Source organism: Bacteroides faecis MAJ27, from assembly GCF_900106755.1.
Taxonomy (GTDB): Bacteria; Bacteroidota; Bacteroidia; order Bacteroidales; family Bacteroidaceae; genus Bacteroides; species Bacteroides faecis.
This window is the reverse complement of the sequence record NZ_FNNN01000023.1, coordinates 51,496-64,022: the sequence shown is the minus strand read 5'-3', so window position 1 is coordinate 64,022 and position 12,527 is coordinate 51,496. Positions and strand designations below refer to the sequence as shown.

The following is a 12,527-nucleotide window of genomic DNA, read 5'->3' as shown; positions in this document are numbered from 1 at the left end:
CTCCTATATAGCTGCCCATTGTCATTTGTCAACTGTCAATTGTCAATTAAATTAGTATCTATAATGTTCAGCCTTATAAGGTCCGTCTACCGATACACCGATATAAGCGGCCTGTTCAGGAGTCAGTTTCGTCAGTTTCACACCGATCTTTTCGAGATGCAGGCGGGCTACTTCTTCATCCAGATGTTTCGGCAAGCGATATACATTTACTTCGTATTTCTTGTTGAACAACTCGATCTGAGCCAACGTCTGATTGGTAAATGAATTACTCATCACAAACGACGGATGTCCTGTTGCGCATCCCAGATTCACCAGACGACCGTCAGCCAGCAAAAGTATACTGTGACCATCCGGGAAATAATAGCGGTCTACCTGCGGCTTGATGTTTACACATTTGATACCCGGGTAATGTTTCAAAGCATCTACCTGAATTTCATTATCGAAGTGTCCGATGTTACATACAATTGCCTGATCTTTCATTTTCTCCATGTGGTCGATACGAATGATATCAATATTACCCGTAGTAGTCACAAAGATATTACCTTCGGTACAGGCATCTTCCATTGTCACAACTTCGAAACCTTCCATTGCAGCCTGTAGTGCACAGATCGGATCTACTTCCGTCACAAGTACGCGTGCTCCGTAAGAACGCATTGAATGTGAACATCCCTTACCCACATCACCATAGCCACATACGACAACTACCTTACCGGCAATCATCACATCGGTTGCTCTCTTGATACCGTCAGCCAATGATTCGCGACATCCGTACAGGTTATCAAACTTAGACTTTGTCACTGAATCGTTCACATTAAATGCCGGGAATAGCAGTTTGCCTTCTTCCTGCATCTGATACAAACGGTGTACACCAGTCGTCGTCTCCTCCGACACACCACGCATTTCTTCAGCTACACGATGCCAGCGGGTCTTATCTTCAACCAGCACTTTTTTCAGAATGGCATTCAATTCTATTTCATCTTCTGCATGTACTTCCTTATCCAGCACGGCAGCATTCTTCTCAGCATCATAACCGACATGAATCATCATAGTAGCATCACCACCATCGTCTACAATTACGTTCGGACCTTTTCCACCAGGGAAGTTCAAGGCTTGCAGCGTACACCACCAATAGTCGGCGAGATTCTCACCTTTCCAGGCAAATACCGCAACCCCGGAAGCAGCAATCGCAGCAGCTGCATGATCCTGAGTTGAATATATATTACATGAGCACCAGCGCACTTCCGCGCCCAGCGCAACCAATGTTTCAATCAGTACAGCGGTCTGGATGGTCATGTGCAATGATCCCATGATACGGGCACCTTTTAACGGTTTGGATTCTCCATACTTTTCGCGAAGAGCCATCAGGCCGGGCATTTCTTTTTCTGCCAAATCGATTTCCTTGCGTCCGAAGTCAGCAAGCGTAATATCTGCCACTTTATAAGGCAGCGCAGAGAATAATTCTGTAGACATATTGTAAATCATTTAAAATATAATTGGTGCAAAGATAGAACATTCTGATTAGTAGGACAAAAGCTATCCTTCTTTTTTATATTATAATAACTTGGGAGTTCGGTCGTTTCTTGAATTTTTATTCTATATTTGCAACATAAAAATGCATTTTTCACAACCATAAAACTGTTATTATTTATCCCCTATGGAGGATTACAACAACAAGACAAAAGCGGAGCTGTTAGAAATTATACAAAATCTCGAGAAAAAAGTAGAGCAACTCTCCTCCGAATCAGCCTCTGGCAGAAAAGAACGTTTTCGAGACAGATATTCCAAACGTATATTAGACAATCTGCCTGATATGCTTACTGTTCTCGACCGTAATGCCAACATTGTGGAACTGGTATCCTCTCCATCCACCAATCACGTAGAGGGCACTACAGCAGACAGTATCACCCAATCCAATATAAAAGATATTCTTCCGGAAGATGCGTATAACAACATACGCAGAAATATGGAAAAAGTATTCAGCACCGGAAATAGTGCTATCGCCCGGCATGACTTAATGCAGGATGGCGTATCACATCACTACGAACACTGGCTTTCTCTGCTCGACAAAGAATACCTGTTATGCATGTGCCGTGATGTTTCGCAACTCTGGGAAACAGAGCAAACCAATGCCGAACAACAAAATGAGATTATGCGGCTCAACTCACTAATGCAAGCCATCGTGAATAATGTTCCCGTATATCTGTTCGTCAAAGATTCCGGAAATGATTTCAGATACTTATACTGGAATAAAACTTTTGCCGACTACTCCGGAATCCCCATCGAGAAAGCTATCGGCAGAAATGATTTTGAGATTTTTAAACGGACGGAAGATATGGAGAAATTCCACCTTGACGATATGAAGGTACTTAAAGAAGGGAAACTGGATTATTTTGAAGAATACATGACCGCTACCGGAGAAATCCGTACAATAACCACCATGAAACGCCTTGTACCTTCCAATAACGGACATCCCTATATTATCGGTATCTCGTGGGACATCACAGAAATTAAGAAAACGGAGAAAGCACTGGACGCAGCCCGTATCAAGGCCGAAGAAGCAGACCGGTTAAAATCGGCTTTCCTGGCAAACATGAGTCACGAAATTCGTACACCACTGAATGCGATTGTAGGATTCTCTAAATTGATATCCAGCACAAACAACGAAAATGAAAAGATGCAGTATGCTGAAATCATTGAAAGAAATTCAGATATGCTGCTGAATCTTTTTAACGATATTCTCGATTTATCCAGCCTGGAAGCCGGCTCTCTTAAATTCAATATTCAGCCCATCAAAATACTGGACATCTGTCTGCAATTAGAACAACAATATGTCCATAAAGCCCAAACAGGCGTACAACTGATTCTGGATGGAGGAGATGCCAACACATTCATATCCGCTGACTGGAACCGAACGATACAAATCATAAGCAACCTGCTTAGCAATGCCGTTAAATTTACCCCGAAAGGAGAAATCCATTTCGGTTTTCTCAATAAAGAGAGTTTTGTAGAATTTTATGTGAAAGATACCGGCATCGGCATTCCGGCAGAAAGAGCTGCTACCATTTTCCAGCGTTTTGGCAAAGTGGACGACTTCGCCCAAGGTACCGGACTGGGACTCACACTCTGTAAGATATTGGTAGAAAGGATGGGTGGACACATCCGGGTATATTCAAAAGAAAACGAAGGCACAACCTTCTATTTCACATTTCCGTTAGCCAACCAGTAAATACGTATATATGTTACAGAAAGCGGTGAATATTGTAAAGATACTCACCGCTTTCTGTATTTATCAAAAAATGATCGTTACTTCTTTTCTTCTTTCGCCACCGACACACTTAGCATTTCTTTATATTTCGCAGGATCATTCAGTATCTTTATCGCTTCCTGCAAATCATCATCGTCTTTCAGCTGCTCAATAATACCACCTCTCTGATAATAATAACGCTTGATTATTTCATTAGCAATCATTCTCTTGATATCCTTAGAGAAATAGTCCAAATCACGGTCGAGGTTATGGTTCAACTTCTTTTCCAGAGCTTTAAACTCTTCAGCAGCATCTGTCATGTAGCCTTCAAACTCAGCAGCCTCTTTCAATGTTTTCAAAATCTTCTCACTTTGCTGATCATATTTGAAGTCTGCTTTTTTCACTAATGCCTTGAAATCATTATAATCAGCATCCGTCACTACAAATTTTTCAGGAGCAGCAACAGTAGGGTGCTTCAAACAGTATTGAGTAGCATAATCAAAAATCAGATTATCACGTACCAGATAGAACAGGATATTCGGTAGTTTCTCCTGCTTGACAGTAATATCAGGCATCACACCACCTCCATCACGCACTTCACGACCGGCAGCCGTATAAAACACCTTGGTCAGGCTATCTGGAATGGTTCCCACACTTCCATCTTCATTCCGATGTTTATAGTCAATCGCCTGCACACAGCGTCCGCTTGGGATATAATATTTGGAAGTAGTTACTTTCATCATTCCTCCATATGGCAGAGAACGAGGAACCTGAACAAGCCCTTTTCCAAATGTACGATTACCAATGATAACAGCACGATCCAAATCTTGCAAAGAACCCGATAGGATTTCAGAAGCAGAAGCCGTACCACTGTTTACCAATACAGCAATCGGAATATCCAAATCCAACGGTTCACGCAGGGTCTTGTAGGTATTGCTTGCCTGTTTGGTCTTTCCTTTGGTCGTTACAATCACTTTTCCACGGGGCAGAAAATAATTAGCTATTTCAACTGCTTCATCCAGCAGACCACCACCATTATTACGAAGGTCGATAACCAAAGAAGTAGCTCCTTGTTTCTTCAGATCCAGCAATGCCTTCTTAAAATCTTTGGAAGGATTACCGGAGAATGTGCTCAGACTGATATATCCCACCTTGTTATCCATCACAGCAGCATATGGAATGGCAGGTGTCTGAATAGACTCACGCACAATGGTGAACTCCATCGGTGTCTGACCACCTTTCTCATTAGGACGCTCTATTTTCAGTTTAAAACTTGTACCCGCTTGTCCGCGCAACATCTGGCTAACCTCTGAGTTATTCTTTCCGGCAAGATCTTTTCCGTCTATTTCCATCAAGATATCTCCCGCTTTCAGTCCAGCTTTGGCTGCCGGAGTCCCTTCGAACGGTTCGGCAATCATAGAGCGTTTCAACTTCGTATTATAAGTAATGAGGGAGCCAATACCTCCAAAGCTTCCTTTCACCATCTGTTCCAGTTCGCTCTGATCTTCCTCCGGGTAATATTCTGTATAAGGGTCCAGCGAGAAAAGCATATTGTCAATCCCTTCACGAATAGTCTTATTCGGATCAATGGTATCCACGTAGAACATATCCAGTTCTTTCACAATCGCATTAAATGTATCCAGATTCTTGGCTATCTGGAAATTGCGGTCGTCTCCACTCTTAAAACTAAAGAAAGCTACCGTAGCTATTACAACCACTCCCACAAGAGCTATCCGCCTATTCAGCAATTTTTTCATATATCTTTCATTAAATTGAGACGTAAAAGTAACTCAAACCTTGGTTATTCCGCCAGAACCTTGTTAATATTTAACTTAATTTCATCCCAGCGCTCCGGAGAGATTGTTGTTCCAATCACCTGAATAACATTTCCCGAGAGAATAGAACCTATTTTTGCACATTTCTCAAGCGAGTATCCACACGTCAGACCATACAAAAATCCGGAAGCAAAATAATCGCCTGCACCGGTCGTATCCCTTACTTTCTCAACCGGAATAGCCGACACTTTTATTTCTTCGGTGCCTTTACGAATATAAGATCCATTTGCTCCTACTTTCACAATAGCAATGCTACATTTCTTGGCAATCGCTCTCAATGCTTCTTCCGGTTCTTCACCAGTAAACGCTTTCGCTTCTTCCTCGTTTGCAAAAACGATATCGACATACTTATTTATTAATAAGGAAAAGAATTCCAGATCATTCGCCACAATATTGTAACTTGCCATGTCGAGACAAATTTGCAGTCCCGCTTCCTTGGCCAGCTCAATGGCATGAAGAATCATTTCGTGATCTTGAACCAAATAGCCCTCTATAAATAGATATGCATAACCTTTGAACATTTCCAATGTCAGATCTTCAGCTTTCAAAGAAGCAGCTGCTCCCAAGTAAGTGCCAAAAGTACGCTCTCCATCTGAAGAAATAAAAGTGGATGCCACTCCCGAAGGAAGATGTTCGGAGGTCAATAATTTGTCTTCAATATTATTTTTCTGCAGATTTTTCCGAAAAAAATCGCCATAATGATCATTTCCCACTTTTCCGATAAAGCCGGTTCCGGCACCCAGACAAGCGAGTCCAAGTATGGCATTTCCTGCCGATCCACCTGTTGCAAGATGCGTTTTCATCTGTGAAAATTTTGCGTTAATCTGCTGTAACTTAGCATCATCGATGAGTTGCATGCTTCCCTTAGGCAGTCCCATCTCGTCCAAGAGCATATCATCTTCCAGGGTTGCAAGTACGTCTACCAGGGCGTTGCCCAATCCTATTATTTTGTCCATTCTCGATATTTTTTTTGCAAAGATATTGCATATTTCAAAAAAACCTACTACTTTTGCATCGCAATTGAGAAAAACATTCTTCCTTAGCTCAGTCGGTTAGAGCATCTGACTGTTAATCAGAGGGTCCTTGGTTCAAGTCCAAGAGGAAGAGCAAAGTTGAAAATCTTAGTTGCAAACATTCTTCCTTAGCTCAGTCGGTTAGAGCATCTGACTGTTAATCAGAGGGTCCTTGGTTCAAGTCCAAGAGGAAGAGCAAAAAAGAGGTGTATCGAAAGATATGTCTCTTTTTTTGCTCTATCTAATTAAAGCAAGATGCTAATCTAGTAAACCCTTTCACTGTTTTAAAAGAAGCAAATAGAAGAAAAATTCATAATGTGATATTTAAAAAGGATGCTCTTATTTGCAAGAACATCCTTTTTATTTCAAATACAATATCCACCTATCTTATTCAATCACGGCAGCAAAGCCCCCATTCCTCACCATTTTAACAGTCAGCACATCTCCATTTTTCACTTGTGAAGACTTACAGCGGTAGTCCATTGCCTGACGCCCTGCATTGATACCATCTTCAAAAGATGTCATTTGATAAGCACGGTCCTTCTTCAGAAAGTCCAATTTCACGGCGAATTCCCGCTCTGTTTGCCCGTTGTTGGTCATACCACCGATAAACCATTTATCTCCTTTCCGTTTAGCAATAATGGCATATTCACCGGCCTTCGCTTCCAAAGCCACCGTTTCATCCCAAGTGACAGGAACACTCGTAATGAAACGAGTACAATCTTCGTTCCGATAATAAAGAGTCGGATTATCTGCCAACATCTGCAAACCGCTTTCAAAAATGACAAAAAGCGCCAACTGGTAAGCACGGGTTCCGATACTTGCGGAATTGGGGCGTTCAGCCCTATATACATTAGGCTGCATGCTTATCATCGCCCCGGGAGTATAATCCATCGGTCCGACAGCATTGCGCATAAATGGCAAATAAATGCTATTATCCGGATAACATCCGCCCATCTGCTCCATACCTCTGACACCTTCATAAGAAAGTATGTTCGGATACTTATATTCCAAACCTGCCGGTTTGAAAGAACCATGAAAATCGACAAACAAATGATGTTTGGCAGCTTCTTTCGCCACACGTTCGTAGTAATTGACCATCCATTGGTCACTTCTGTCCATAAAATCAATCTTAACTCCTTTTATTCCCCACTCATTGAACGTTTTGAATAAATCGAAGTTATTTTCAACCGTCAGCCATGTCAGCCAAAGAACAATGCCGACATTCTTTTCTTTACCATAACGGATCAGTTCATGCAGGTCCACTTTCGGATTTGGAGTATAAGGATCACGTGTACTTTTAGCCCAGCCCTCGTCCATTATAATATAAGGTATACCAAATTTAGAGGCAAAGTCAATATAGTATTTGTAGGTTTCCAGATTATATCCGGATACAAAATTCACATCCGGCCCGTAAGGAGAAGCATCATTCCACCATTCCCAGCTTACTTGTCCCGGCTTGATCCATGATACATCCTGAAGTTGATTCTTACCGGCCAGTTTATAAGTCATCGTGTTCTCCAAAAGTTGGCGATCATCTTTTGTCAACACGAAATAACGCCAAGGATAATTTCTTGCCCCTGATGTTTTAGCGATATAATCCGCCTCTTGAGTTATCTTCAGGCTACGGTCACCGTCTTCACCAAAAGCAAGTGGAGCTTTAGGAAAAGTAGAGACTATTCCATTATCACCGGTTCCTTTCAAGAACATACAAGGATAGTCAGTCAAGTCAGATTCGCTGATTAATATTTTATATTGCTTACGTGTATCTATTAAAACCGGTAAAACAGACATTTTATCCGAAGGTTTCCATTCATTACTGAAGACATGTGTATAAGGTTCTTCGTATGAGGTCTTAAAACCACCCGGTTGCTGCAAATGGAGTAAATAGTCATCCGGGAAGTTAACTGCAAACTCTTCACCCAAAACTTCCACTTCACCTTTCCGAGAAGTCACAAACCGATAAGCAACCCCATCATCATACGCACGAAACTCAACCGAATAATTTTTAAATGTCAATGTCAGTTGATTATACTGATTAGTAACCGTCGAAAATTTAAGAGGCATAACGGGAGTCAGCTGCTCATCCACACTTACATATTTCCGACGACGTAATCTGGGATTCTGTCCCAGCACTTCGTCCTTCAATGCCAATTGAAGAGAATTATCTTTCAATAATACATCCCCATCATAGGCAATGCTATAATAGATTTTATCTGTAATATTCAGTGTCACTTTAATTTCTCCATTAGGAGAGGATAATTCTGATTCCGTCTGGGCATGTAACAATATCCCCCAGCACAAGATCATTAATAATGATAGATGTCTTTTCATGGTCTCAATTTTGTTTTATGTCGTTAATAATACTTTCTTCAAATTTTGACTGACTATAATATTAGTTTATTCGGCAATTGCCAAAGTTAATATGCTAATATGTATTCCCTCAATCTCTGCCAGACAGGCAGCACAAGCTGCAGTGGTGGCTCCTGTAGTCAACACATCGTCCACAAGCAGAATATGTTTTCCGGCTAATGCACCAACATGGTGCAATTCAAAAATACCATCCACGTTTTCCCAGCGTTCAAAGACTGACTTGTGAGTCTGTGTTTCCGTGTTTTTTCTGCGTACGATCATTTCTGTGTCTACAGGGATTCCCGTTACAGCGGTAATTCCCCGTGCAATCCATTCACTTTGGTTGTAGCCACGAATCTGCTGCTTTTTCTTATGCAGGGGGACAGGAATAATCACATCAATTCCCTGAAAGAACCCGGATGCAAGCAGTTCGGACGCCATGTATCGTCCCATAATGGCACCGATTCCTTTTCGTCCTCCGTATTTAAGCTGATGGAGAATCTGGCGAAAGTCACTCCCTTTACGATAAAAGAAAAAAGAAGTAGCATGCCCTAAAGGAATTCTTCCCCAGAAAAGGCGTTCTACCGGATTATCTTCTCGAAGATGGTAATTTGTACGCGGTAAATTCAAATTGCACAGGGTACAAATACACTCCTCCCCTTTCACCAACGATCTGCCACAAACGACGCAACAACGTGGGAATAGAAGAAACAAGAAAGAATAAAGCCAATCTTTAATGAGTAATGTGTGTTTCATAATATCAGTTATTTATAAGAGAACAAGGAAGTCCTACATATTCAATGGAGGAACTTCTGACAAGAGTTTCTCGAACAAAGGATGTAAATGTCCGTTAGTCGCTATGATATGGTGTCCTTCTATAAAATGATCGTCACCATAGAAATCGGTTACCCGCCCACCGGCTTCCAGCACAATCAACGCAGCTGCCGAATAATCCCATTTTCCGAGAAAAGCTTCTGCCCAGGCATCAAAACGTCCGGCAGCTACATAGCAGATAGCAGCCGCAGCCGAACCATTCATACGGATTCCTCCAACGACTCCATACAATCGGTCGATCAAATGGAGAGCAGTTTGTTTATATTGCTGATAGTTGTAAGGAAGCTCAGTTATAACAAAAGCATCTTGCGCCTGACTTACATCCGAAACATGAATTTCCTCGCCATTCATAAAGGCCTTTCCGCCTTTCCATGCATAGAAACATTCATCCCGGCAAACTTCATAAACGACTCCTATTAACAATTCTGTCTGACTGCGCAAAGCAATACATACACAATAAGGAGCCTCATCGTGAATATAATTCGTCGTCCCATCCAATGGATCAATTACCCAACAATAGGATTCGTTCTGATAGGTGGCAGAACCTTCTTCCGTAATAAACCCAGCCTCGGGCAACAAGGCAGAGAGAGCTTTGACCAGTCGTACCTCAGATTCCTTATCAACATAAGATACATAATCGTGCGCGTGCTTCTCTATCACACGTTCACGATGGAATTTTTTACGCTCTTCTTTCAGAAAATGCCCGGCCTCGGTAGCTATGCGGCATACTTCAACTGTAAGTTGCTTTAAATCCAACATTTCATCTTTAATATTAAAAAGTACATCGAAGGTATAGCTTTTCTTATAAAAAACCATCTAAAATGAATATTATTTTCAAATAAACTATCAACATATTCTTAATATTATTCTCTCAAATACAATTTTGGTGATTTTTCACACCACTAGAATTAACGGTATGCACACAATTTCATATATTGAATAACAAAAAGACAATTTATTATCCAATTCGATAACAGATAATCTTTTAATAAAGGTATAAATAGGAAACATATTCAGAATACACTGTAATATTATACAAAACAAGCAAGTATTTATTCACATCAACGAATACTTATACAAAAAAGATCGTATAATCTGAGAAAAACAACCTCATATTTAGAAATAAACAACCGGATGTTTACACTAAATCATACGTTCCTTTTAAACCAACGAAGTGTTGCTTTTAAACCAACAGACCGTTCCTTTAAAAGGAACAATCCAACAAGCCAAAACACTTGCTAAAAACATCAAGAAAACAGAAATAATTAGCTAAATGGAGTTCAATGTTCGACATTTCAAAAAGAACAAAACGTATAGTATATTTCATATATCACAACATAAACAACCATAATCCACATTTTCACTCATCAAAAAAAACGCCCAATCACACCATAACACATCTTTCTGATTTATGAAAATGAGAATTCCCTGTAATTTTCAGAACAAGTCCGGCTTCTTCCCACAAATACAAGCAGCAAAGAGCCACAGAAAATACAAAGTGTCAGAATGCTAAATTTGCTTTTTAAAGAAAAATTCCCGAATATTGCAGCCTAATACTAATGCAAAGAGTTCCTATGAAAAGAGTAGATTCCGTTATATCCCTGATATACTCGTTATCTAAATCAGAAAAGAAGCACTTCTCCCTACAAGTAATCAAAGACAAGGAGGAGAAAGACTATCTGGTGATTTATGATATTATCATAAAGAGTAAACAACCGAATGGAAACATTGTAAAAGAGGAATTTTACAGACGTAACCCCAATGGTTCTTTTGAAGTGTCCATTCAATACTTATATGAAAAACTGACGGATACGTTACTCACCCTGCGAAAAAAGAAAGATATATATTACGATCTGCTGAATGATTTGTGCAAAGCCCGAATGCTTTATGAACGTTCTCTGTTTGAAGAATGTTTCGAAATGCTATCCAATACGATAAAACAAGCACAATTCTATGAAAACAACGAAATTCTGACGATAGCCTTGAAACTGGAACTGGAATATCTGCTCCGTCTGAACTTTCCCAACATGACAGAACAGGAGCTTTTTCATAAACACTTCATCCAAAATGAAACTTTGAAAAAGATTCGGAAAATCACAGAGCAATCTTCATTACACAACTTATTGAAATATCGTTTATCTCATATTGGCTCCATCAGGACAGTAAAGCAAAAACAGGATATGAATGACCTTATGGTCAACGAACTTTATATAGCCGCTTCTTCAGACTCCGAAGGTAATTTTGAATTAACACGAAACCATAAACTTTTTCAGGCTAATTACCTGATGGGAGCAGGTGATTACAGAGCTGCCCTAAATTCATACAAAGAACTGGACTCATTATTTGAGCAGAATCAACAGTTCTGGTCAAATCCTCCTATATACTATTTATCTGTACTCGAAGGAGTACTCGGCAGCCTGCGGTCTGTGAGCAACTATAACGAAATCCCCTACTTCCTCGATAAATTAAGAAAACTTATATCAGACAGCACTTCGCTCGAATTTAAAGTAAATGCAACTTGCCTTCTCTTCCAATACGAACTATTTCCCTATCTGGATAAAGGAGATTTTTCAAAATGTACCCAACTTATGGTAGACTACCAGGAAATACTTTATGATAAAGAAGCCTGGTTAAGCCCTATTCGAAAAAGTGAGTTATTCCTTTACACCACACTCGTACACGTTGGTAACCAGGAATATAAAACTGCTAAAAAGTATATCAGCAACGCTATCATAGACCATAACATAAAGTATCTGCCTTTAATGAGAACTATTCGTCTGGTCCGCCTCATCGTCTTTTATGAAGTGCAAGAGCATGAGCTGATCCAGTATGAATCCCGCTCCATCACCCGAAGTCTATCTTCCCCCAAAGAGCAGACTTTTAAAACAGAACGTATCATTTTATGGTTTCTGAATAAAAGAAATATTCCCATCCTGAAAAAAGACAGAGAAGCATTTTGGGAAAAGTTGTCTCCTGAGATTCATGAATTATATAATAATAAATATGAAAGTCAGCTTTTACGCCTCTTTGACTTTACGGCGTGGATGGAATCCAAAATCCGGAAAGAGAAACTGTCTGAAGTCCTCAGAGCACGTAGTAGCGCAAAAGAATGTTAAAGACTAAGGTGCCTGATTCGTATTTCAGACGATAAAAACACTCTTTTCAAATCTCCATTTTCTCTTTGTAATTATATAAATTCATTTCACATTACCCCTATATTCTCTCCTCCATACAGGAAAATTCAATATA

At 40.2% G+C, this 12,527-nt stretch carries 8 protein-coding genes and 2 tRNA genes; 4 read left to right on the top strand and 6 right to left on the bottom strand.

Going from position 1 to position 12,527, the window contains the following annotated elements; all coding sequences use genetic code 11:
• Positions 1-51: 51 nt before the first annotated feature.
• Positions 52-1,470: an adenosylhomocysteinase gene (ahcY, locus tag BLW31_RS17990; protein WP_010535621.1), complete on the bottom strand. Its 1,419-nt coding sequence runs from the start codon at positions 1,468-1,470 to the stop codon at positions 52-54.
• A gap of 184 nt (positions 1,471-1,654) precedes the next feature.
• On the opposite strand from ahcY, the gene BLW31_RS17985 reads away from it, so the two are divergent.
• Entirely contained in the window at positions 1,655-3,226 is a 1,572-nt protein-coding gene (locus tag BLW31_RS17985) for a PAS domain-containing sensor histidine kinase (RefSeq protein ID WP_010535622.1), read from the top strand.
• 77 nt (positions 3,227-3,303) lie between these two features.
• Here the strand turns inward: BLW31_RS17985 and BLW31_RS17980 are convergent, their stop codons facing one another.
• Entirely contained in the window at positions 3,304-5,001 is a 1,698-nt protein-coding gene (locus tag BLW31_RS17980) for a S41 family peptidase (RefSeq protein WP_010535623.1), read from the bottom strand.
• 44 nt (positions 5,002-5,045) lie between these two features.
• Complete coding sequence (locus BLW31_RS17975) at positions 5,046-6,035, bottom strand: adenosine kinase (protein WP_010535624.1); 990 nt, start codon at positions 6,033-6,035, stop codon at positions 5,046-5,048.
• 77 nt (positions 6,036-6,112) lie between these two features.
• On the opposite strand from BLW31_RS17975, the gene BLW31_RS17970 reads away from it, so the two are divergent.
• Both BLW31_RS17970 and BLW31_RS17965 read left to right on the top strand, forming a co-directional pair.
• Positions 6,113-6,186: transfer RNA gene (locus BLW31_RS17970), tRNA-Asn, on the top strand.
• A gap of 28 nt (positions 6,187-6,214) precedes the next feature.
• Positions 6,215-6,288 (top strand) — tRNA-Asn (locus BLW31_RS17965).
• Between the two features lie 191 nt (positions 6,289-6,479).
• On the opposite strand, the gene BLW31_RS17960 is transcribed toward BLW31_RS17965, so the two are convergent.
• The 3 genes from BLW31_RS17960 to BLW31_RS17950 all read right to left on the bottom strand — a co-directional run bounded on the left by BLW31_RS17960 (position 6,480) and on the right by BLW31_RS17950 (position 10,037).
• Complete coding sequence (locus tag BLW31_RS17960; protein WP_022301057.1) at positions 6,480-8,426, bottom strand: glycoside hydrolase family 97 protein; 1,947 nt, start codon at positions 8,424-8,426, stop codon at positions 6,480-6,482.
• 66 nt (positions 8,427-8,492) lie between these two features.
• On the bottom strand, positions 8,493-9,200 hold the full coding sequence (locus BLW31_RS17955; RefSeq protein ID WP_022301058.1) for a ComF family protein: 708 nt from the start codon (positions 9,198-9,200) through the stop codon (positions 8,493-8,495).
• A gap of 33 nt (positions 9,201-9,233) precedes the next feature.
• The gene (locus tag BLW31_RS17950) at positions 9,234-10,037 is read right to left on the bottom strand and encodes an inositol monophosphatase family protein (RefSeq protein WP_029425070.1); all 804 of its coding nucleotides are present in this window, start codon (positions 10,035-10,037) and stop codon (positions 9,234-9,236) included.
• Positions 10,038-10,852: 815 nt separating this feature from the next.
• Between BLW31_RS17950 and BLW31_RS17945 the strand changes: the two genes are divergently transcribed.
• Complete coding sequence (locus BLW31_RS17945; protein WP_010535628.1) at positions 10,853-12,394, top strand: BT2802 family ribose utilization protein; 1,542 nt, start codon at positions 10,853-10,855, stop codon at positions 12,392-12,394.
• Positions 12,395-12,527: the final 133 nt, after the last annotated feature.